This window comes from Bacillus sp. 3a, from assembly GCF_017161885.1.
In the GTDB taxonomy this organism is placed as follows: domain Bacteria; phylum Bacillota; class Bacilli; order Bacillales; family Bacillaceae; genus Bacillus; species Bacillus safensis.
On record NZ_CP067376.1, the window covers coordinates 2,810,147 to 2,832,920 of the forward strand.

At 40.3% G+C, this 22,774-nt stretch carries 23 protein-coding genes; 8 read left to right on the top strand and 15 right to left on the bottom strand.

Going from position 1 to position 22,774, the window contains the following annotated elements:
• Position 1: 1 nt before the first annotated feature.
• The 8 genes from JJ692_RS14270 to fadH all read right to left on the bottom strand — a co-directional run bounded on the left by JJ692_RS14270 (position 2) and on the right by fadH (position 6,345).
• A complete protein-coding gene (locus tag JJ692_RS14270) occupies positions 2 to 883 on the bottom strand; it encodes a transcriptional regulator CcpC (RefSeq protein WP_024424721.1) in 882 nt (293 codons plus the stop codon).
• A 96-nt stretch (positions 884 to 979) separates the two neighbouring features.
• Entirely contained in the window at positions 980 to 1,423 is a 444-nt protein-coding gene (gene cbpB / locus JJ692_RS14275) for a cyclic-di-AMP-binding protein CbpB (RefSeq protein ID WP_024424720.1), read from the bottom strand.
• A gap of 146 nt (positions 1,424 to 1,569) precedes the next feature.
• Positions 1,570 to 1,761, bottom strand: coding sequence for an antirepressor AbbA (gene abbA, locus JJ692_RS14280; RefSeq protein WP_003210802.1), 192 nt, complete (start codon positions 1,759 to 1,761; stop codon positions 1,570 to 1,572).
• A gap of 149 nt (positions 1,762 to 1,910) precedes the next feature.
• Positions 1,911 to 2,426, bottom strand: a complete 516-nt coding sequence (locus tag JJ692_RS14285; protein ID WP_024426864.1) for a ribonuclease H-like YkuK family protein — start codon at positions 2,424 to 2,426, stop codon at positions 1,911 to 1,913.
• 146 nt (positions 2,427 to 2,572) lie between these two features.
• On the bottom strand, positions 2,573 to 2,815 hold the full coding sequence (locus JJ692_RS14290) for a YkuJ family protein (protein ID WP_003212254.1): 243 nt from the start codon (positions 2,813 to 2,815) through the stop codon (positions 2,573 to 2,575).
• 184 nt (positions 2,816 to 2,999) lie between these two features.
• Positions 3,000 to 3,896 carry a manganese catalase family protein gene (locus JJ692_RS14295; protein ID WP_024424718.1) on the bottom strand — a complete coding sequence of 299 codons (897 nt, stop codon included), beginning with the start codon at positions 3,894 to 3,896 and terminating at the stop codon, positions 3,000 to 3,002.
• A 399-nt stretch (positions 3,897 to 4,295) separates the two neighbouring features.
• Complete coding sequence (locus JJ692_RS14300) at positions 4,296 to 5,516, bottom strand: EAL domain-containing protein (RefSeq protein WP_044331961.1); 1,221 nt, start codon at positions 5,514 to 5,516, stop codon at positions 4,296 to 4,298.
• Positions 5,517 to 5,580: 64 nt separating this feature from the next.
• On the bottom strand, positions 5,581 to 6,345 hold the full coding sequence (gene fadH / locus JJ692_RS14305) for a 2,4-dienoyl-CoA reductase (RefSeq protein WP_024426862.1): 765 nt from the start codon (positions 6,343 to 6,345) through the stop codon (positions 5,581 to 5,583).
• 138 nt (positions 6,346 to 6,483) lie between these two features.
• Between fadH and JJ692_RS14310 the strand changes: the two genes are divergently transcribed.
• The 4 genes from JJ692_RS14310 (at position 6,484) to JJ692_RS14325 (ending at position 9,821) form a co-directional block, all read left to right on the top strand.
• Positions 6,484 to 7,341: a metallophosphoesterase gene (locus JJ692_RS14310; RefSeq protein WP_206533894.1), complete on the top strand. Its 858-nt coding sequence runs from the start codon at positions 6,484 to 6,486 to the stop codon at positions 7,339 to 7,341.
• A gap of 156 nt (positions 7,342 to 7,497) precedes the next feature.
• Positions 7,498 to 7,995 carry a L,D-transpeptidase family protein gene (locus JJ692_RS14315; protein WP_034623332.1) on the top strand — a complete coding sequence of 166 codons (498 nt, stop codon included), beginning with the start codon at positions 7,498 to 7,500 and terminating at the stop codon, positions 7,993 to 7,995.
• A gap of 73 nt (positions 7,996 to 8,068) precedes the next feature.
• Entirely contained in the window at positions 8,069 to 9,346 is a 1,278-nt protein-coding gene (locus JJ692_RS14320; protein ID WP_024426859.1) for an MFS transporter, read from the top strand.
• Positions 9,347 to 9,605: 259 nt separating this feature from the next.
• Entirely contained in the window at positions 9,606 to 9,821 is a 216-nt protein-coding gene (locus JJ692_RS14325; protein ID WP_151863011.1) for a hypothetical protein, read from the top strand.
• 152 nt (positions 9,822 to 9,973) lie between these two features.
• Here the strand turns inward: JJ692_RS14325 and JJ692_RS14330 are convergent, their stop codons facing one another.
• Positions 9,974 to 10,870 (bottom strand): DMT family transporter, encoded by an 897-nt coding sequence (locus tag JJ692_RS14330; protein WP_151863010.1) that lies wholly within the window; start codon positions 10,868 to 10,870, stop codon positions 9,974 to 9,976.
• A gap of 118 nt (positions 10,871 to 10,988) precedes the next feature.
• Here JJ692_RS14330 and JJ692_RS14335 point away from each other — a divergent pair, with 118 nt between their 5' ends.
• Positions 10,989 to 11,906 carry an AraC family transcriptional regulator gene (locus tag JJ692_RS14335; RefSeq protein ID WP_151863009.1) on the top strand — a complete coding sequence of 306 codons (918 nt, stop codon included), beginning with the start codon at positions 10,989 to 10,991 and terminating at the stop codon, positions 11,904 to 11,906.
• A gap of 178 nt (positions 11,907 to 12,084) precedes the next feature.
• A complete protein-coding gene (locus JJ692_RS14340) occupies positions 12,085 to 12,546 on the top strand; it encodes a YkyB family protein (protein ID WP_008356877.1) in 462 nt (153 codons plus the stop codon).
• 36 nt (positions 12,547 to 12,582) lie between these two features.
• Here JJ692_RS14340 and JJ692_RS14345 read toward each other — a convergent pair whose 3' ends face one another.
• The 3 genes from JJ692_RS14345 to JJ692_RS14355 all read right to left on the bottom strand — a co-directional run bounded on the left by JJ692_RS14345 (position 12,583) and on the right by JJ692_RS14355 (position 15,540).
• Positions 12,583 to 13,491, bottom strand: coding sequence for a chemotaxis protein (locus tag JJ692_RS14345; protein ID WP_024424709.1), 909 nt, complete (start codon positions 13,489 to 13,491; stop codon positions 12,583 to 12,585).
• A 73-nt stretch (positions 13,492 to 13,564) separates the two neighbouring features.
• Positions 13,565 to 14,875 (bottom strand): MFS transporter, encoded by a 1,311-nt coding sequence (locus JJ692_RS14350; protein ID WP_024424708.1) that lies wholly within the window; start codon positions 14,873 to 14,875, stop codon positions 13,565 to 13,567.
• A gap of 125 nt (positions 14,876 to 15,000) precedes the next feature.
• On the bottom strand, positions 15,001 to 15,540 hold the full coding sequence (locus JJ692_RS14355) for an RDD family protein (RefSeq protein ID WP_024424707.1): 540 nt from the start codon (positions 15,538 to 15,540) through the stop codon (positions 15,001 to 15,003).
• Positions 15,541 to 15,841: 301 nt separating this feature from the next.
• Between JJ692_RS14355 and JJ692_RS14360 the strand changes: the two genes are divergently transcribed.
• A complete protein-coding gene (locus JJ692_RS14360) occupies positions 15,842 to 15,994 on the top strand; it encodes a hypothetical protein (RefSeq protein WP_162842519.1) in 153 nt (50 codons plus the stop codon).
• Between the two features lie 64 nt (positions 15,995 to 16,058).
• Here the strand turns inward: JJ692_RS14360 and JJ692_RS14365 are convergent, their stop codons facing one another.
• Positions 16,059 to 16,943, bottom strand: a complete 885-nt coding sequence (locus JJ692_RS14365) for a cation diffusion facilitator family transporter (RefSeq protein WP_024424706.1) — start codon at positions 16,941 to 16,943, stop codon at positions 16,059 to 16,061.
• A 293-nt stretch (positions 16,944 to 17,236) separates the two neighbouring features.
• On the opposite strand from JJ692_RS14365, the gene JJ692_RS14370 reads away from it, so the two are divergent.
• A complete protein-coding gene (locus tag JJ692_RS14370; RefSeq protein ID WP_024426854.1) occupies positions 17,237 to 18,406 on the top strand; it encodes an aminotransferase A in 1,170 nt (389 codons plus the stop codon).
• Positions 18,407 to 18,431: 25 nt separating this feature from the next.
• Here the strand turns inward: JJ692_RS14370 and JJ692_RS14375 are convergent, their stop codons facing one another.
• Positions 18,432 to 20,261: a PAS domain-containing sensor histidine kinase gene (locus tag JJ692_RS14375; protein ID WP_206533895.1), complete on the bottom strand. Its 1,830-nt coding sequence runs from the start codon at positions 20,259 to 20,261 to the stop codon at positions 18,432 to 18,434.
• A gap of 156 nt (positions 20,262 to 20,417) precedes the next feature.
• Positions 20,418 to 22,544 (bottom strand): peptidoglycan D,D-transpeptidase FtsI family protein, encoded by a 2,127-nt coding sequence (locus JJ692_RS14380; RefSeq protein ID WP_206533896.1) that lies wholly within the window; start codon positions 22,542 to 22,544, stop codon positions 20,418 to 20,420.
• Between the last annotated feature and the right edge of the window lie 230 nt (positions 22,545 to 22,774).

The following is a 22,774-nucleotide window of genomic DNA, read 5'->3' on the forward strand; positions in this document are numbered from 1 at the left end:
CTTAGACGGCATCATTCTCAAGCATTTCTTTAACCACACCAACAAATGCTTGTACCTGTTTTAACTGAAAAGACGCTTCATAGCCTAGCAGCCATGTGTCACGGCCGATTTGCTCTCCGTTCACATCAACAAGCGGTGTTTTATAAACACTTTTTTCGTGGTCATATAAGGTAACAGAAGGCAAAATGGCGTAGCCGATGCCGTGGTAGGCCATTTGTTTACATGTTTCAATTTGGTCTACTAAAATCGTCTGCTTTGGAGACACTTTAAACTTTTGGTGCCACCAGTGCTGGATTTCCTGATAATACGTGCTGTCGCTTTTAAATTGGATAAATGGCCGCTCTGTCTTGATTAATTCATCTACGTCCTTGATCACGGAATCGACTAAATATAAATGATCTGTCATCAAGTATTCCTTTGTCCCCTTCCAATCAGGGTTACCGCGAATGATTCCTATGTGCACGTGGTCTTCATACAAGCTTTTGAGCATTTCACTGCTCCAGCCAGTAACGAGTGATACTTTGGCATTTGGATATTTTTCAACATACCGTTTTAACACCTTTGGCAGCCAGTGCTGTCCAATAATCGACGCCACCGCAAGCTTGAGTGTACCGTGAATATCACCCTCAAGTTCATCAATTCGCTCTCTCACTCGATCCTGTTCAACCGTCACCTCTTTTGCAAATTGAATAATCTGTTCACCTGCCGAGGTCACAGTCAGCCCCTTTTGTGAACGAAAAAAGATTTTGGTTCCCCATTCCTTTTCGATCGTCTGCAATCTTTGAGATAATGCAGGCTGAGAGACAAAGAGCCGCTCTGAAGCCTTTCTCATATTCAATTCTTCACTTAGCACAACAAGCATATGTAATTCCTGAAGCTGCATGGGCGTCCCCTTTCTCTCTATAAGTTTTTCTTATTTTATATGCTCATTATATAAATTTTAACTTATGAAGGCAAAAAAAATAAGCTGGGCTGCAGCTCATTTTTTTGCGGAATGAATGACCTCATTTAAGCGCTTTAATACAACTCGTCGAGTAAAAATGCCTTCAAAGACCTGCTCCTCATTTTCTACACAAACAAATCCATTATTCGTCACAGCGTGAACGCCTTTTAGTACAGGATCTGTTGTTTTAAGTCTCGGAATATCCTTCAGCATGACTTCTTCAACCTTCAACTGATCGAGCTTCTCGAATTCGATTCGTTCTAAACCGAAGATTTTATCCATAATCATATTCGTTCCAATTAACCCGTGTAAATGATAAGAAGCGTCTAATACCGGTATAGCTGTATATCCTGTTTTTGTTAGAACCAATAGGGCATGCTCAAGGTTATTTCCAATTTGAACATGTGCGACTTTATCTGCATCAATCATATGCTCGGCTACTGTGGACTCAAGCAATTGAGTCGGTTCTATCTCTATCATGTTTCTTCGACCCCTTTTCTCTCAATCATCAATCATACATTCCCCATTACGATTAAGCATAAACTAAAACGAATTTTGTCGAAAGATTTTTTCTGCATAAAAAAGATACTCAGCCCCCGAGTATCTAATAGAATGTTAAACCAATATTAATTCTCAAACCTTACCCTGTCATACAATGTGATCAATTGCTTATACGTATTGTCGTCGACATTTTTTGTTCCACATTCTATATCATTGATCTCACTGCTTAGTAATTCGACAGCATATTCCTGATTCAGCAATACGTTTAATAATAGCTTTTTCTCTTCTTCATTAAAACGATTTTCGATGACGCTCATTCAACATCAGGCCCCCTGTTTCATATATGCTTTTATATTGATTAGCAGGCTTTTGAATGTCTGCTTCCTCTCTATACAGCTAGAATAAGGAACTAGAATCGAATCGTCAACCGCACGTTTCGACAAGGTTTGGAGAAAAATGACGGAATTTATTTTGTGTATCGATTGGCATAGCAAAATGCTGCATATGAGTCGGGTTTTATTTTTGCTTCAATTCCCATAGCTGTGATCATTCCGGTCATTTCCTGAATCAGCTCTTTCGTACTTCCTTTTTTGCCAATATCCAGATGGGCTTCAAAACGAAGGTCTGCCCCTTCCTCAGCAAACGGAAGAAGCAAATCCATCAGTTCTGTTAAAGGCCCCTCAAGGATGTCTGCACATACCTTTTGGCTAAACGCTGTCTCTAATGAAATTTTTTCTCTAAGACTTTGCACAGGCCTCTCGATCACTTGTTGTGTGAGACAGCCCCATGCTCCTTTGCCAATCCGGTGGAGATGAATTGCAGTCATAAATGTTGTGACATTTTGATTGACCTGAGAGTCCGTACCAATTGATAACACATAGGCGGATCTAGGGTCTTTTCGAATAAAGTCTTTCATTCTCATGACGACATCAGAAAACGCTAAATGATCTTCAGAAAGATTGTAGAAAAAAGAATCACTCACAGAAAGGAACTCCTTTTTAATGGTCTCTTATCCGAAAAATGCGCTGATTGATCATCTTCCATTTGTACATATCATCTATGATGATCCATGTATGCTGCCGCAATAAACGAAGGAATCCTCAGAAAAAACATTTCATACGATTCAGCTTAGGATTGTAGAAGCTCAAAAATCTCAATCGAAATCATATCAATGTTGTCAAATGGGAAAGTATTTGGCTTATCCCCTTGTTGAAAAACAGTCAATTCAAACGTTTGATTCTTTTCGAAATACTTAACACTACAGATTTTCTCACCGTTCACTTCGAAATAACGCTGTGCCGGCTCGTTTGCAGCTTCTGCTGTCTCTTGAAGACTTTGCAGCCTTGTAATGATACCCATTAATTGTGACATTCTAAAAAAAGACTCCTTTCAAAAAAACAACTCAAGATGAACCCGTATTGATTATACACAAGTCCTACAAAGCATCATACCATAAAGTGTTCTCAGATGATATTTTTCCTCTTGAATTCAAAAAAAGAAAAAGAATCTGTTTTTTTAGTTTGAGTCTTTTTTCTCATCTCATGCACCATGATTTTTATAAACCAGCAGATCTCATCAGCCGTTTCGCAATTTCATCAAAATCCTCTTTTGAAATGCCTGGAGCAAACTCTTCCGGTAATTCTCTATAATCTGGCACAGGTGCACCTTGCGGGGTGCCCTCAATGACTGTCAGCGGCTTTCCATCAATCGGATGGCTCCCTTTCCAAATTTTATTGATATCCTTGTAATCCGTATCACTAAATGTATACAGCTTTGTATGAACATTCTGATCTTCAAATTTTCTCGCTGAGTCAAAGTATTTGTTGTCGAGGTTTGGGATTGGCAGCATCTTCCCCACATCTACTCCTGTAGCGACTTCAAGTGCCTTTGCATATGCCACAATATGCACGCCTCCCCTGACAAGTAAATAACCGATCATCTCTCTTGCTGTAGGATGGTCCGTCATTTCATATACGCGCATTTTGTGCGTACGTGCTCCGCATTCAAGAAAGAAATTATGGAGAAGATCAAGAATGAGGTTGCCACTTGAGAACACATTCTCTCCGGTCCAAGGTTTTGCCATTGAATCAAACGGATAGCCTGTTTGGGCTGTTTGAATAAAATGCTGTGTATTTCGTTTATCGACAGCTGCCTTCATCGGCGTCGTATCTGGGTCCCCGCCATGGGTGGTTCCTGTAATCATGAGATTGATGGCTGTGGTTACAAGCTCAACATGACCGAATTCTTCAGCCGTAATACTGGATACGAGGTCATAAAACGGTTTAAGTTTTCGTTTTCCTCTAAAGTTAAAGGATTGAAACATGTAATTATTTAATGTGGACATTTCACCGAATTTTCCGCCGAGTAATTCTTGCACAGCAGCGGCACCATTTGCATCTGGATGATCTGGCCTTGGCAAATCAATGAGCAGCCGCGTGTCACGTTTGATCATGATGTTTCCCTCCTACCGTCTAACTATCATCACTTAAGATGTATGGAAGGTTTGGGCTGTCCTATGCATGAAGGGAAAGATTGAAGCACAAAAAAAACTTGGCGGGGGTAGCGCCAAGTTTTTTGGATCTTGATCTGATAGAGGGGTTGGGGAACAGAGAGTAGCTTCTCTCTATAACTAAATGATAATGATTATCAGTTTCATTGTCAACCATTTTTTATTTCTTTTTTCTATCAAAAAAAGCAGCCTTCAAGGCTGCCTTTTGTTTACATTTCAGTGTGATAGAAAACTTTTGAAGACTAGGAAGGACGAGTACCGGAGCGGAGCGAATTATACATTCGTGAGCACTAGCACATAGGACTGACAACGAATGAGAGGGTTTGTCTTCACGCCGCATCTTCAAATTAATCCATCTTGCTCATATAAATAAGCATACGGAAGGTCTATAAACAAATACATATCTCCCTCTAAAGGATAAGAAAACGTACGTATCCTCTCACCGGTTTCTAAATCACTGTAAATATCGCTGAAAAATCCTTTTCCGCTAATTCTCATTTGAAGAATATTTGCTAGGAAATAAGGACGCCAGCTCCAGTTTTTTTCGATATACTCCGGCTGAAACAGCCATTCTTCTTCTTTTTTGAACACATTTCCAGTGATTTGAAAGCCTTCTTCATTACACATATAAATCCGGAAGCTGCAATCTGTTAGTTCGAGTGCCAGCTTTTGAATGAGCTCATCATTTGTACCGCACGATTTCTTTAAAGTCGTAACAGCTTGATGAATTCGTTTATAGAATGTTTCAGAATGTTCGTAGACCGCTTGCAGCTTCTTTTTCTCATGAGCAATAAATTGCTGGAATTCTTCTCTAAGCTGATCTTTTCGGTGGCTTCGGTCGATTAATTCTCCTGCAGGCTCATGAAGATAGAACCCTTGAAAATATCTCCCGCCATTTCTCCAAGCATACTGCAGCTGGAAATTTGCTTCAATATCCTCATAAATTAAGGCTGCTCCTATTTTTCTTGCAAGCAATGAAATGCTGTACAAGACATATTCATAGGAAGGAGATGGAGCCGATGCCTTTAATGCCTGTAAATCTATTTTTAATAAATCGGGTGAAAGCAAGGCAATCCGGTCAAGATTACTGCTTTCTTTTCCTATATTTGAGACGGCGATTTTAATCCCATATGTACGATAATACGTTAACGTATGGTATAGCTGTTCAATGTCGCCGCTAAACGTATGCTCTGCAAACTCAATAACAAACCGGTTAAGCTGAATGCCCCGTGCTTCATATTCCTTTAAAAGTTCTAAAAAGCTTTCTCCATGATCCAGCATGAGGATATTGGCATCATGATTAATAAAAATGAGCAAATCGTCATCTGCAGTTGTGAAGAGATCAAGTGCTTGAGTCAATACTTTGTGATCTACTTCCAATTTATATTCGTCAGGAATAGATGAATCCGTAAAGAAGGAGCCTAGGCTGACCGTTTCTGACTCAAGCTTCATTCTTCCTAGAATCTCATAGCCTATCACTTTTTGCTCTTCCGCACTGAATATTGCTTGATAGTGCGGGAAAACATCTTCAATATTCGTTAAAATATCCAATGGATCGACCATTTTCATCACCTGCTTCTCTCTTTGTGTGATTATACCACATCAAAAGCAGGTCTTACATCGTCAATCAAAATGGTGATTGGTTGAGCCATTGTCCCCCATCCATCGTGATACAATCTCCATTTATATAAGACGCATGCTCAGACAATAAAAAGCTCGCAAGCGCTGCAATTTCCTCAGGTGTGCCCAGTCTGCCAAGAGGAACACTATCTAATGTTCTTTGCGCTGCCTCTTCAGATTCCCATAGTTTATCTGCACCGCCTGTTCTCTCAATTGGACCTGGTGCGATCGCATTGACGCGAATTCGATATTGCTTCCCCCATTCCACAGCAAGCGTTCGAGTGAGAGACAACACACCGGCCTTTGCTGCCGCCGAATGCGCCACGCCTACACCAGCACCCCATGCATAGGTGGCCACCATGTTAATCATACTTCCTCTTTTCTTTTGACGAATCCAGTAATTCCCCACTGCATGGCTGCAAAAAAATGTACCATTTAACACAATATCAATGACAGCCTTCCAGCCGTTAGGAGACAGTTTTTCTGCTGGCACTAAAAAATTTCCTGCTGCGTTGTTAATGAGGGCATCGACATCACCAAATGTATCCACTGCAAACTTGACCATTTGGTCAGCATCCTCTGGGTTTCGTACATCCATTTGGAAATAAGCGACCGATCCGCCCTTCTGCTTCATTTCTTTTGCCGTTTTTTCCAGCGTCTCTTCCGTTCTACCAGTAATCACGACATTCCAGCCTTCAGCTGCCAAATGAGCAGCCATCGCCTTCCCCATACCGCTTGATCCCCCTGTGACAATCACTGTTTGTTTCGTCATTTGTTCTCCCCCTCTGTGTCATTTGAATGACTATTCATTCATTATTGTCTATCATATCATGATTGACCCTCGGTGCACCATATGGGAGATTATCCAAATATGATGCTATACTTAATTTTATTTATAAAGGAGTCTTATATGAAGCAGCTTTCCCGCAGACAATTTTTAAAAGGAGCAGCTGGTGCGAGTATTCTCGGTTTTTTGGCTACAAGTTGTGGATATGGATATGCCAGGTACATTGAGCCGCGCATGATCGATACCGTGTCACTGATCATTCAAGATGCTCAGCTTCCAGCTTCATTTGACCAGTTTAAAATAGCCCAATTTAGTGACGTTCATTTGAGTGATACATTCGCTGCGAAGAATCTAGAAGCCATCGTCCAGAAAATCAATGCTGCATCTCCAGATCTCATTGTGTTCACAGGTGATCTCGTTGATTTTCAAGCATCCTCTGAAGAGCATGAAAAAGCGAAGGCTTATTTGAATAAGCTTCATGCTCCGTTCGGTAAGCTTGCCATCTACGGAAATCATGACTACGGACCATTTGGCGTGGAGCTTTATGAGAAAACAATGGAGGCTTGTGGATTTACTTTATGTAAAAATGATGTGTTTCTATTAGAAAAAGATCATGCGCATATTCAGATTGCTTCACTGGATGATCTCATGATGAGCGTGCCTGATTACGATTTGATCAAACGGGAAGTATCAACTGATTTATTTACATTACTGCTCGTCCATGAGCCTGATGCCGCATTAGAGCTGAAAACCACACCTATTAACTTGCAGCTTTCCGGGCATACGCATGGCGGTCAAGTGCAGCTGCCTTTCTATGGACCGATTCTCACAGCACCTTACGGCCGTACATATGTAGAAGGTTTATACGGCAGCGATCAGCACCGCATCTATGTCAACCGTGGACTTGGAACAACACGGCTGCCGCTTCGGTTTTTAGCCAAACCCGAGTTAACCTTTTTTACCTTGACATCACGCGTATAAATAGAAGCCAAACTGCCCTCTCCTGCATATGTATAATCAAAGATCTTTCTCATGACAAATGTTAGGAGAAACCTTACGGGGCCTGATTCCGTCCATATAGTATGTCAAGCGACGGCATCACGGCTTCTTTTATTTGAGTAAAAGGAGTGTGCTTTGGTGCTTCGATACACGGTGAAAAGCGGGGAAACCCTTGCTTCTATAGCACTTGATTTTCGAACAACAACAGATGCCTTAAAGGCTGCAAATCCGTCACTTCAAGCTCGCGAGCCCGAACAAAATGAGGTCATCATTATTCCTGGTTTGCCGGATCCTAATACGATCCCTTACCGCATCTTTGTTTCGATTTCAACGAAACGTCTTGTTTTGTTTTCTGGATCACAGCTTATTCGTTCGTATCCGATTGCAACAGGGAAAATTTTAAATATGACACCGACAGGTTCTTATTATATTGTCAACAGACAGCCAAACCCAGGAGGTCCCTTTGGCGCTTATTGGCTGAGCCTCTCAAAAATTCATTACGGCATTCACGGTACGAATAACCCGTCTTCAATTGGTAAAGCTGTTTCTAGAGGATGCATTCGCATGTATAATCAGAATGTCATCGAGCTTGCTTCACTCGTTCCAAACGGAACACCTGTGACCATTAGCCAGTAGATGAAATCAATTGTACGAATGGTTAAAATTTTATATGATATAAAGTGGGATCTTCAGGTTAAGGAGCGTATTTATGGATATTTTTAAAAACAGAAATTTTGTTCGTCTCTTTTTTGCGGCACTTGCTTCGCAAATGGGGACAACAGTAGGCAATATGGCGTTTGCCTTTTATTTGCTCGACCATTTTAGTCATCAGCCCGCATACGCCACATTGGCTGAGCTTATGTATTCTCTTCCTACTGTCTTTGTCTTTTTTATGGTCGGTGTGGTCGCAGACCGGTTTGATCGTAAAAAAGTCGCAGAGAATTGTGATTGGATACGAGCTGGGCTGACGATTGTATTATTCATCGTGATTTATTTTAATTCACTGCCACTCATTTTCTTGATCTTGTTTATTCGAAGTGCCATTACGAAATTCTTCTATCCAGCTGAAGCTTCTCTCGTTCAGGCCATTTTAAATAAAGATCAATATGCAAAAGCCGCTGGCTTAAATCAAATGCTGTTTAGTTTATTTATGGTATTTGGCGTTGGACTCGGTGCCATTATGTATAAAACGATTGGTCTTCACGGTGCCATTACAATTGATTTAGTCAGCTTTATTATTTCAGGCATCCTGATTCGTTCATGTAACATTCCAATTGAAGCGCGTCAGCCAAATGGACAAGCTGGCTGGAGAGGCATGACCATTAAAACGTCTCTGAAAGATTTTAAAGAAGGCATACTGTATATTTTAAAAAATAAATTATTGGCTTCTTTAATTTTCGGCTTTTTTGTTTTCGGTCTAGTCAATGGCGCATTTGCCGTTCTTCCGATGTTTACAATGAAATATGGACTTTCACCGGACCATTTTGAGCTGCATACATCCTTCTTTACAATTGCGATCGGTGCAGGATTGCTCGTTGGAAGCTTAATGGGCTCTGTCCTCGCTAAGAAGGTAAAGATGCAATATCTCATGTCGATTCCAATTCTGGTCGCAGGTATTTTGATTTTTGTCCTTGGTTCTACCCATACATTATGGTTGTTTTATGTCACATCATTTGTCATTGGTACATGCATTGGCCCAGTCAACATTGTCATTGGCGGCTGGCTGCCTAGAATCGTCCACCCTCGCCTGATGGGCCGTGTGTCAGGATGGGTTGATCCGCTTACTATGTTTGCTCAATCGATGACATTAGGTCTGATTGCTGTATTATTTCCAAAACTCATCACAAATGTTTCTTATATTTATTACGGAATGGGCTTTATTATTTTACTCGTTTTCCTTTTTTACTTCATTACACTGCCAAAGTTCAGCAGAGAAGCTGCCGACTTAGACGTGCAGCGTGAACTAAAGGGTCAGGGAGTTCAATAAGTAAATAGCAAAAAGGACTTTCTTTTCGGGAAAGTCCTTTTTGCATGGCTGAAACATCCTTCATGTCATTTCCTCTGCCCATAGAATCTGTTTGGAGCATGCATAAATAAATCACATATACCTCGCTTTACTACCCCCTCCATCCATTTAGCACTTCTCGTTTTGTTTTGTTGATCCATTTTTTCTTGTTTTTCACAATAAAATTCCTTTACATCATTAAACGTTTTATAGTAGGATAGTCAGGTTGGAGGTGAAAGAAATGCTAAAAAGTTACTATTTTATTCATACAAAGAATGAACAAGGACAGTTTGTTGTACATACAGAAGATTGTGCATTTTTAGGTGATGCTGCAAGCCGTACATTGATTGGCATGCATATGAATGGGGAAAGCGCCATGGGCGAAGCCAAAAAAATGACAAATGAAACGGACTTTAATGGTTGTTTTTATTGCGCTTATTCTATTCATACAAAATAATTCATCTGCTTACATCATATAAAAAAATATCATTTGAGAAACTACCCATTTTAATAAATAGGTAGTTATCATGAACTAATAGTTCACTTTATTTATATTTCATTCAGTCAATTCTTCTTATCATTCCTTCTATTGTTCAACACCCATCCCTCTCATTTTTTCGGCTGATACAATGCCAAGAATAAAATCATATAGACAATACAAGCTGTCCCTATCCATTGGAAAAGTCCGAATGGCTCTTTTAACCAGAAAACAGTCGTAACGACTGCTGCAAGGGGCTCAACACTTCCAATTAAGCTCGACTCTTTTGGTGATAAGTATTGCAAACTTTCTATGTAAAACCAAAAAGCGAGCATCGTTCCAAATATGACCACAAATAATAAATAGACATACGCTTCAAAAGGTAAATGAGTGAGATTAACCTTCCAAGGAGGATGGATCAAGCTAAGGACGCCTCCTCCTATCAGCATCGCCCAGCCGACAACCACTAGAGAATCGAATTGTTTTAACAGGCTGATTGGATATAACGTATAAAACGAGAGCGCCACAGCCGATAATATTCCCCAAATCACTGCCGCAAATGGAACGGTTAATGTTGAAATAGAACCATTCGTCAATAAGAAAAACATACCCGCTAAAGCCAATACCACTGTGACCAGATCTCTTCTAGTGAAGGTTGATTGCCTGCGAATGACCAAATACACGATAATCATAACAGGGGCTGTATACTGCAGCAGCGTTGCCACAGCAGCATTTCCATGTTGAATGGATGCCATATAAGTATATTGAACAGCCAGCATCCCCATGAGCCCAAATAGAAGGATTTGCATCACTGTCCTCTTCTTTTGCCACACACCCATCAGATGTGTTTTTTCTTTTGTCATCACATGAACAAATAAAAGCAATCCCCCTGAGATGAGCAGCCGGACCGTCACAAGCCAATTGACATCAATCCCATATTGCTGAAACAATTTTTGTGAAATCGTTCCTCCTACACCCCAGCAGATGGCGCCTATGAGTACAAGTAAAATGCCCTTTCTCCTATTCATTTTCATTCTCCTCAATTCTTAACAAATCATGATAATATAGTTTAGTTGATAGTAGTTCACTTTGTTACATATTGATATATTAATTGAACATAAAAATAAAAGAATATTGAGGAGAATTATGCACAACCATCATTTTCTGATTGACTACAACCTGAAAGAATTAACGGAGCATTCCACGACAACATGGCCTATTGCTCTTTATCATACGAAAATTCGTCATCATAGAAGCGGCTATATTCCTCTTCACTGGCATGACGAGTTTCAATTTGTCTTTACTTTAGAGGGTGAGGCTGAATTTCATATCAATGAAGAGACATTATATGTAAAGCAAGGAGATGGCATTTTCATCAATAGTGGCTGCCTGCACATGGCAAAAGATGCGAATGGGACGGCATGTACTTATGTTTGTTTAAATGTCTCTCCCTACTTCATCACAGCGAATGAATTATTCACCACTTTTGTCCATCCTTATATGCATGCGAGCCAGACACCTTATATTTTACTCAACCGAAAAGATCACTGGCCTAAACATATTTATCAATGTATTCAAACCATTCAACAATTAATTGATGAAACTCCAGTCTATTATGAACTTGAACTCAATATTCAGCTCATCACCATTTGGAAAAGCTTATTACAAAATGGCTTCCAAATGAAACATGATGCGCGTAAACACGATAAAAATGAACGGATGAAACACATGCTGAATTGGATTCATCAGCATTATCATGAAAAGATCCTTCTCCAAGATATTGCTCGTGCAGGACAGCTTAGCCGCTCAGAATGCTGCAGATCCTTCAAAGACATTTTAAAGAAATCACCTATGCATTATGTAAATGAATATAGAATTCAGCAAAGCCTCATCCTGCTTCAAGAAACGGATCTCACTATCACAGAAATCGCTTACCAAGTAGGCTTCAACAGCACAAGCTATTTTATCAATTTGTTTAAAAGAATAAAAAATACGACACCTTTAGCATATAAAAAATTAAAACAGCTGGATCTTTTCCAGATAAAACAGGTAGAGGAAAACTGATGGCAGATAGCTTGTTTACTAAAAAGCAGAAGGTGTTTTAGACCTATCATGAATGGCAATTGTAAATACAAGCGATGAGAATCCCATCGCTTTTTACAATAACTCTATTTGCAATTTACTAATAAAAACGTATAATTTATACTAAGCACAGGAAGACGAAAGACAAAGGAGAGAAAAAATGGACGATTATGCTCATACTAAAGACATAGAACCTACAGCAGAAAACATCGCAAAAGCCATTTATACTGTTAACCGCCATGCTAAAACCGCACCAAACCCCAAGTTTCTTTATCTTTTGAAAAAACGCGCGCTGCAAAAACTATTGCAAGAAGGTAAAGGAAGAAAAGTGGGCCTACATTTCTCTAACAATCCCAAGTATAGTCAACAACAGTCCGACGTGCTGATTGAAATTGGAGATTATTATTTTCACCTGCCACCAACGAAAGAAGACTTCGAATTTTTGCCACACTTAGGAAATTTAAATCAATCATATCGCAATCCGAAAGCGAATATGTCATTAAACCGAGCAAAGCAAATACTTCAAACGTATGTCGGTTTAAAAGAAAAACCTGCCGCCACAAAACAAAAATCACATTACACAAAGCCCGTCTTCAAACGTCTCGGGGAAAGTTATTTTTAAACAGAAAAAACCACTCATACCGAGTGGTTTTTTCGTTTAGATAATAAAATGATCGACTTTTTCAATCAGCTGATGAATTTCTGGTTTACTGATTTGATCATCTGCCCCGATCGTTTCCCCTTTATGACGCAAATCTTCAGTGATTAACGAAGAGAAAATAAGAATCGGAATGGAATTTGTTAAAGGATTGTCCTTCAGCAGTTTTGTTAGCCGGTGGCCATCCATTTTAGGCATTTCAATATCCGTAATAATCATATCAATTTCTTCTGTGACACTGATTCCTTTGCTGACAAGGTCCATGACATGATCATATGCTTGTTTGCCATCTTCAAAGGTCACAATGTTTTTATAGCCTGCTTCGGTTAATTCATTTGTTAATAAACGCATGAGAAGCGGAGAATCTTCAACGACATACAGTTTCTTCCCTGTTCTTCTCTCGTCTTTCTCACCGTCAAACATATGATACGTATCAACACCAGAAGCGGATTCAATATCATAAATGATTTTTTCGTAATCTGGAAGGAAAATCATTTTTTCATCAAGCTTAATGATGCCCGTTAAATGACGGTCCATCCCTTGATTGAGTGCAGTCGGCTTCTCAATCTCTTCCCAGCTGACGCGGTGAATTTGTGATACCGTTCCTGTATGGAACACAAATTTCCGTTGGTTGAATTCAGTCACAATATATTTCTCTTGTTCTGACTGATCTGACTCGACATTAAAAAAGGAAAATAGATTGATGACTGGTAAAATCTCGCCTCGTAAACTAATCATCCCTTCTACATCTTGGTGAGAGTGCGGTACAACCGTCACCTCAACCGGCTGAATGATTTCTCTTACTTTCATGACGTTAATGCCGAATTGATTTGCACCAATTTCAAACTTCACAATTTCCAATTCATTGGTACCAGAGTCAAGTAAAATTTCTTGTTTGTTTAAAGCCACGGAAATCCCTCTATTCTTCAATATAAGATTGTACTTTTTATATCGGCAGCATAGGTAAAAAGTTGACGTTTCTTTACGCTTTCTCTCGAACGAATTGATGAATCACAAGTCCTATCGCTGCAAGGATGAGCAAAGACCCTAGTGCAAGGCGGCTTGCGAGATTTCCGTGCTCTGCAAACAGCAGGGTAACTGAGCCATAAATGATCGGCCCGATAATGGAAGATACCTTCCCTGAGAATGCAAAGAGGCCAAAAAACTGTCCTCGCTTTTCCTTCGGTGTCAGTTCAATAATCAAGATTCGTGATGCCCCCCAGCTTGCGCCAAGTGAAATCCCGAATAAACTGCCCGCTATCCAGAAGACCCATTCGGTTGCCGCTGTCACAGCCAGAATGAGCGCCACAATTAAAATGACATACACGACTGTAATCGATCGCTTTGCCCCTATCGCTTTTGTGATATAACCAAACAGAAAGGAGCCAATGATACTTGAAATGGTCGACACAAGATAGAGCAAAATAAATTGCCCAGCAGTAAAGCCAATGATGATTTTGGCATAAACAGCCATCATCGCAATCGCTGTTTGTAAAGCATCATTCATAAAAAAGAAAGCAATCATAAAGATAAAAGCTGGCTTGTACTTTTTCATCTCTTTAAACGTGTGAATAATCTCTTTATACCCGCTGAAAAAAGACGCCTTTTTCTCTCGCTGAGGCAGCGGATGAGGATCTTTTACAAAAAAGAGAAAGGGTAGAAAAAAGAGAAGGAATAAAAGAGCTGTCGGAATAAATGCTTCATGAAACTGGTCATTGCCGACAAGTAAATAAACAGAGAGACCGACAAGTGTTCCTAAATAGCCAACGGCGATACCAAATCCTGAAATAAGCGGGATTTCTTCCTTTGTCCCAAGATCGGGCAAAATGGTGTCATAGAAAACAAGACTAGAATGATAAAAAAACTTTGCGATCACAAACAAGGTGACCACGACTAATAAAGAAACAGGCAGCCCAAACCATTCACTTGAGAAATCAATCCCAGCAAAAATCCCCATCATCAACGTACAAGCAATACATATGAACGTAAACACCGTAATGTAGCGTTTCTTTTTCCCTGTACGATCAATCAGCACTCCGTATAAAGGTGTAAAAATGACGAGAAAAAAGCTGGCTAGTGCGTTTGCATAAGAAATAAAGGTGCTGGCGATCTGGTCCATTCTCGCACTGTCCCCGATCGTTTCCTGCAAGTAAAATGGGAAGAAAATGGTGATCATATTTGATGAAAAGATCGTATTAGCAAAATCATACAACGCCCAGGCCAGCACAGGTGCTGTCAAAAACAGCCCAAAGCCTGCCCCTTTTTTCTGTGCGGTCTTTTTTCCTGTTCTCAATCGATTGTCTCCCTTCCCTGCCTCATTTTTCACTATCATTCTATTTTATGTGCTGTTTCCCTCTTCCATACGAGCGATCTATGAAAAAAAAGCACCTCTTACCATATAGCAGAGGTGCTTTTTCATTATTTCTTCACAACAATGGTACTTGCAATCAAATCGTGAAGTGCTTGTTTTTTTTCTGTGAAGAAAGCAATGATATAGCCAATATATAAGATCGGAGACAAAAAGCCTTTTGCAAAGAAGCGGCCAGTTGCACGGCCAAATGTGACCTTTTCGCCTGTGACTTTTGTTACTTTGATGCCGAGAGCCATTTTTCCAAGTGTTCCTTGCAATTTTGATGATTCCATGATGGCGTAATAAAGCCATGTCACCACGGTACCCATCAAGATTGCCCCTATATAGAAAAAGATCAGTCCCATAATAGCTTCCCACTCCTCATCCGTAATGACGGTTGAAGAATAGTAATAACTGTCGTCATCCATCATCATTGCTGCCTCTGGGCTTGAGATAAAAAAGACTGACGCCAAAATAAACATGATAAATGCAATTGGTACACCGATAATGATACCGTCCAAAAGGTGTGCAAGAAAACGATAGCCTACACCTGCTAGCTCAGGATGCTTCTTTTCTTGAATGTGTGGTTCTGTTATGTTGGTTTCCATCCTATTTCTCCTTTATTATGTATGTTTTCTATAAATTTCTTATAATCATTCGTTATTATATCCTATGAATATAGCAAGATCAATGGAGCTTTACACTTTTACATACATTTTAGATCAGTTTGATCTAAGCGATTTATGTGAATAAATACTGAAAATTTGTGAAAAACATGGCACTTCTAGTTCTTTTACCTCCTGATTTTTTAACATTTTGTGATATTTTCGTCTTGTTTCCATTCTTCTGTTGACAATGATTCTTCAAATGGTACAATAGTCAAGGATTTTTTAAAGAAAGGTGTTCATGATGGGAACTGTCGTATTATTAAAGAACAACGAAATGACTGTAATTGAAGATATTTGCGAGGCTGATTTTTTAGATATGAAGCATGGTTTGTCAAATGATGACACAGCTTATATCTCTTGGTATGAAGACTACGATACTGCTTATGGATATTGATTTCATTTCATAGATGAAGCGTAAAAAAAGGCGATACAACCTGAGAATAGGTTGATCGCCTTTTTTACGTTTGTGCGCTTCTTTCACTTTCAGGTTCCACATGAATAAAGATTTGTGCATGCGGAAATTCCAGCTGAATCTTCTCTTCAATTCGATCACATAATTGGTGCACATCTTCAATCGTTGTCTTTCCATCTACAATCAAATGAAAATCAATATATTCCTCGGCACCAGACCGCCTTGTTCGAAAGTCATGATATTCAATAAATTCTTGACTAAATCCTTGAATGATCGCTTCGATTGATTGTTCTTCCTCTGGTGTTAACCGAGCATCAACAAGCGGCGGGAAGGCTTCCTTCATGAGTTTAAACGCTTCACGCATAATAAAGAGGGCCAGAACCATTCCAATGATCGGATCTAGGAAATACCAGTCGGTTAATGCCACAAGCAATAAACTAAATGCCACCCCTAATGACGTAAACACATCCGTTAAAAGATGCAGTGCATTTGATTTCATGGCAACTGAATGTACTCGCTCAGCCTCTTTGTTCACAACCCTCGATACAACAAAATTGATGAGAGCGCCTAGCAGCATGACCACAATGCCAAGCACAGGCAGCTTGACTGGCTCTGGATGCATTAATTTGTGAACACATTCGTATATAATCCAAATGCCAGCAACGAAAATCAGCAGTGTCTCAATCGTTCCAGAAATATTTTCGACTTTTCCATGTCCATAAGGATGTTTAGAATCTGCTGGCTTTCTTGAAATACGAACAGAAATAAATGCAATAAACGATGCCATTAAATCGAGAAACGAATGAATGGCTTCTGATAAAACCGCGACAGATCCGGTTAATAGACCCACAATGATTTTTAAGATGACAACAAATGTGTTGCTCAGCACGGATAGAAACGCGATTTTCGATGTCTTCGCTGATTGTTCCATCTATCGTCCTCCTTTAGGAGATCGTATGTCTATGAAAGCAATTCCCATGACCCTGATTCTCACGTTCTTTCAGTTTACGCAGTTTTGCCGTTTTCTAATCATCTTCATCACAGCCTGTATTTTCTCTTGAGGTTACGCTATAATAAATGTTGCTCTTTCTTTAATATATCACTCATGCGGTGATGGATAGGAGAATAGACTACATATAACGATATCCAGTGCCTTTCGCAGGTGACATTTATGCAGTGAATGGTAAAATAGGATAAAAACATAAATTTTTAAGGTGATGAGAAATGGAGCATTTGCTGAATCCAAGAGTAAAGGATATTGAAATTTCAGGCATTCGAACATTTTCAAATCTCGTATCGTCATATGAAGATGTCGTTTCATTGACGATAGGCCAGCCCGATTTTTATACGCCGCATCATGTCAAAACAGCTGCCAAAGCAGCCATTGACGAGAATTTCACCTCATACACTCACAATGCTGGTTTCCTAGAGCTAAGACAAGCGATCCAGCATTATATCAAGAAGAAAGTGAATCTTGATTATGATGCAGAGTCAGAAATCATTGTGACGACAGGTGCAAGTCAAGCAATTGATGCTGCGTTTCGAACCATTTTAACAGAAGGCGATGAGGTCATTTTACCTGGACCTGTATACCCCGGATATGAACCGATCATTCGAATGTGCGGTGCCATGCCCGTACATATTGACACAACGAATGCCGGCTTTAAATTGAATGCCAAGCTGATTGAGGATGCGCTAACGGAAAAGACAAAGTGTGTGGTTCTTCCTTACCCTTCAAACCCGACTGGTGTCACGCTTTCAGAAGAAGAATTGAAAGAAATTGCCCAGCTCCTTGAAGGAAAAGACATCTTTATTTTATCCGATGAAATCTACAGCGAGCTGACATTTGACCGGCCGCATCATTCAATTGCCTCTTTCTTAAAAGAACAGACCATTGTCATCAATGGACTGTCTAAATCTCATAGCATGACTGGATGGAGAATTGGATTTTTATTTGCTTCAGCTCCAATTGCTAAACATGTATTAAAAGTACATCAATATAACGTGTCTTGTGCCTCGGCTGTCTCACAAAAGGCGGCACTTGAAGCTGTGACAAATGGTGTGGATGATGCACTGATCATGAGAGAGCAATATAAGAAAAGACTCGATTATGTATATGATCGGCTCATTTCTATGGGGCTTCCGGTGATTAAACCTTCTGGCGCTTTTTATATTTTTCCATCCATTGAATCGTTTGGGATGAGTTCCTTTGATTTTTGCATGGAGCTGTTAGAAAGTACAAGACTTGCGGTCGTACCAGGCTCTGCTTTCTCTCCACTTGGCGAAGGGTATGTGCGCCTGTCTTACGCTTATTCACTTGAAACGCTGAAAGAAGGACTTGACCGGCTAGAACAATTTGTACTCGAAAAACGTTCTATTCATTCGCTAGATTGAAACAACGGCTCTCTTGCCGTTGTTTTTATTTTGCAGGAAACATGATGTGAAATATGGTGCCCTTTTCAGGCTGACTATCCACACGGATCGTCCCGTTATGATTTTCTAAAATATTAAATGTGACCATGAGGCCAAGTCCTGTTCCTTTTTCCTTTGTGGTTAAAAAGGGCTCTCCAATCCGCTTCATCACCGATTCAGGAATGCCGATCCCTTCATCACGAATCGTGACAAGTATTCCATCACCTTCTGCTTTGGCTGTGATGTCTACCTTTCCTCCGTCCGGCATGGATTCTACGGCATTTTTGATTAAATTGATAAACACTTGCTTGAGCTGATTTTGATCTCCGTTCATCAGGAGACCCTCCTCTATCTCACTTGTGTTCATTAAAATGCCATTTAAGTTCGCTTGTGTTTCTAATAAGGCTGTGACTTCGCTGATGATTTTTTTCAAATCCAGCGTCTGCATTGAGGACGTTTGCTGCGGTTTCGCCAGCATTAGCAGCTCACTCAAGATAATTTCTATTCGGCTCAGCTCAGAGAAAACAATCTCGAAGTATTGATCGCGATCTTTTGTTTTCGGTTTAATAAGCTGTAAAAAGCCTTTGATGGCGGTCAATGGGTTTCTGATTTCATGTGCAATGCCAGCCGCCAATTGGCCTGCAATCGATAATTTTTCAGAGCGGAGCATGAGCTCTTCTGTCTGCTTACGTTCGGAGATATCTCTTAAAATAATTTGAACCGCTGTTTCTCCAAAAAATGTAGTTGGGATACAGACCATTTCTGTATAAATCAGCTTATGTTTAAACGTATGACAGCTCATTGTGACAATCTCAGAATCTGATGCTCTTTCAATAATACGTGATAAACTCTTTTTGACCTTTTGCTGATCACAGGAATGAATTTGATGAAAGATATCCTTTCCTATTAATTTATCGTAATGCTCGGCTTCAAATAATTTAATGCCAGATTCATTCATAAACACCCATTTGTGATCATGGATGACCGCAATCGTATCAATGGAATTTTGAATGAGCAGCTGATACCTCTCCCGGCTTTTTTGAAGAACGGTTTGAAATTTTTTACGGGATGAGATGTCCACTAGCAGTAAAAGCTCTGCCCGCTGATTTTGATAAATCGTCGGTGATGACTTTACCTCAATATGAATACTGCTCCCATCTTGACGCTTCCATATCTGTTCAATCATTCCGACTGGAAGTCCTTGCTGCAGCCTTGTTATTCGGCTTCTGACAATGTCATGGTACTCTTCAGCAATAAAATCAAACGCGGACTTGCCGATCATGTCATCTCTTGCACTTACCCCCATTAATTGCAGCATTGCATCATTCGCATACACAATTTTCCCTAAAGTCGTAATACATAACGGATTTGGCAGCATGGCAATCAATTGTTCAGCTTCACCGACATTTTGGAAAGCCGGCAGACTGCCTAACGACTGTTCTGCTACGTTTGATGTTGTTTGAAATGCTGCTTTTTGGGGCTCAGTATCCAGCACCCTCATTTTCAGGATCATTTCTCTACTTACTTCGTTGTCTAACCCATCACAAGCAACAAAATCAATGCTTGCTTCGATCCATACAGCTGTCAGATCACTTCTTAGCAGTCTAAAGTGGCAAACCTCTAGCATGTGCTGATTGTAAAAATAACTTTCGACGAGAAATTGATCTTCGGTATGAACAAAGTCTTTCAAAAAACACCCTAGTAAATCCTTTTGTTCATAGAGCAAAAGCTGCTTACAGTTGGAAGAAATGTAGAGAAAGCGGCCATTAGAAGAAAGAACGGCATGTAAATCGATGTTCGAATACAATTGATTCGAATCTTTCATTTGTTGTTCCATCGTCGTCCGACCCTCCTTTTCATTTTTTAGGGTTGTCCTTAGATTGATGTATAAAAAAGATTCGCTAGAAAACCCGTATTTTCCTTCTGTCATCGAGGGAAACGTCCATATTTTCAGGAAAAAGGGAGCACTTTCTGCTGCTGTGCTCCCTGCGGTTTATTGTTTTTCATATTTCTTTTGTAATTCAACGTACTTATCCACAATTTTACTTGGGATGTTTTTAATAACAGGATCTTTATCTGAGACATAAGGTGTCACGACACTAAACGCCACCTTTGGATTAGAAGAAGGATAATATCCTCCAAAGGTTAAGTTGTACGTTGAATTTCCCCACCAGCTGCGGTTGGCACCATAGTAGAACGTTTGCGCTGTACCTGTTTTTCCCGCGACATCATGCTGACCAAATCGGCCAGCGGCAGTTCCGCCTGTTGATGTGACCATTTTCAGTCCCGTTTTTACGCGGTCAATATCTGCTTTCGAGTTGTTAATCGTATTCAGCACCTTCGGCTCATATTTTTTTACGACTGGGCCTACTTCATCCTTCTTCGTTGGAAGATGAACACTTTTCACCACTCTTGGCTGAATACGGCTGCCTCCGTTGGCGATCGTCGACATGTATTGTGCCACTTGAAGCGGTGTATACGTGTCGTACTGACCAATTGCTTCATCAAGCAAGAGTCCGCCGACCGTCTTAGGATGCGTCTGCATCCCGCTTGATTCCTGCGGCAGATCGATCCCCGTTTTCACGCCAAGACCGAATTGCGCATAGTAGTTTCTCATTTTTTGTAAGTGCTCAGGCCTTGCAGGTAACGGACCATCCTTTTGATAGGTGATGCCCGCCATTCTCATCGCTACTTGGAACATGTAGACGTTGGAACTTTTTTGGAGTGCTTGAAGGTCATTGACCCATCCTAGATTTTTATAAGACTTTTTCGCCTTTCCATTACTTCCTGCAAAATAGAGCGGTGTATCCATATAGGCTTGGTTGTGTGACATCCCGTCCTGATAACCGCCAAGTACTGTGGCTCCTTTGACAACAGAGCCCATTTCGTACTGGGTCGTAAATGTTCCGATCGCATAATCTGTGACGTCTCTGCCGTCCATTTTCTTGCCTGACATGGCGAGAACATCCCCTGTGTGAGGGTCCATCATGACGACAAAGGCACGATCCATCATATAGTTTCTCGCGCTGGCGGATCTAAGCTCTGATTCAACGATTTTGTCGACTTCCTTTTGCAGCTCCATATCAAATGTCAGCGCAAGATCAAGTCCTCTTCGTCCTTCTGTCCGCTTGATTTCATCGAGCAGCTTCCCGCCAACCTGTGTATATTGAACGGTCGCTTTCTCTGGGTTTAGAAAATCCTCGTATTGATATTCTAAATAGCTCTTACCTACCCGGTCATTTCGCGAGTAGCCTCTTGCCATATAGTAATCTTCACGCTCTTTAATGATTCCTTGCTCTGGTGTAGTCACACCGCCAAGTACATTATAAAGGGTCTTTTCATACGGATATTTTCTTGTCCAGTCGTTGATGACGTTCACACCAGGCAGTTCATCAAGGTGCTCTGAGACAAGTGAAATTTCTTCATATGTCAGGCTTACGGATGAAGTTTGTTTTGATTCTTTCGTTTCATCGAGTAAAGCCACTTTTTCGTCCCCTTTTTTCTCTTCGTTTGGGTTCATTGCCTTCACGATTTGGGGCTCAAAGGCATATCCGCCTGTAAATCTACGGTAGATCGCTGCAACAGCTTTTTCCTCTGCATCCTTTTCGATCGCTTTGACTTCTTTCTTTGGGACACGCTCTACTTGAAGCGGATAGACATCCTTTGCATCGATATCTTTTTTCTCCGCTTTTGAAATGAGTTTATCCGCTTCTTTCGGATGGCTCGCCAGCCAAAAATCTCGAATGTCACGCTCTCTCAAAAAATCAGTATCCATTTTTATATAAGTCGCAAGTTTTCTTGCTACCTTAATCTTATCCTTCGCTTTCACACCGCTTTCTGATGTATAAACGATGGCAGGTACACTTTCGTTATCAACGACGACTCTTCCTCTCGCGTCATACATTTTTCCTCTTGGAGACGGGTATGATGCTGTTTTGACCTCTGTTCGGTTGGCTTGCTTTTTATAATCTTCACCATTGACGATTTGCAGCACACCAAGCTTGATCACAAGTCCAGCAAATAAACTAAATACAGCGAAGAAAAAGAGATTAATTCTCCAGGCGTTCCGGCGCTTGATTTTTTTTTGCTCGGCAGCACCTTGATGCTGTTTCTCTCCCACTTATGTAGCTCCTCTCATCCTTTTCAATCTTTTACAATTACCACTCATTATTGTAACACTTTTGTAATAGTTGTTACAGCGAAACGAGTGAAAAAAAGCTGTCAATCCCTAATCTGCAAAAAAATATACTAACACTTTAAAATATTGGTATGTTTATGTCGTTTTCTTTAAATGGAAGAATTCCCTATCCTTTGATATGAAGCGGCTCTTACGATGACTTTAACAAAAAT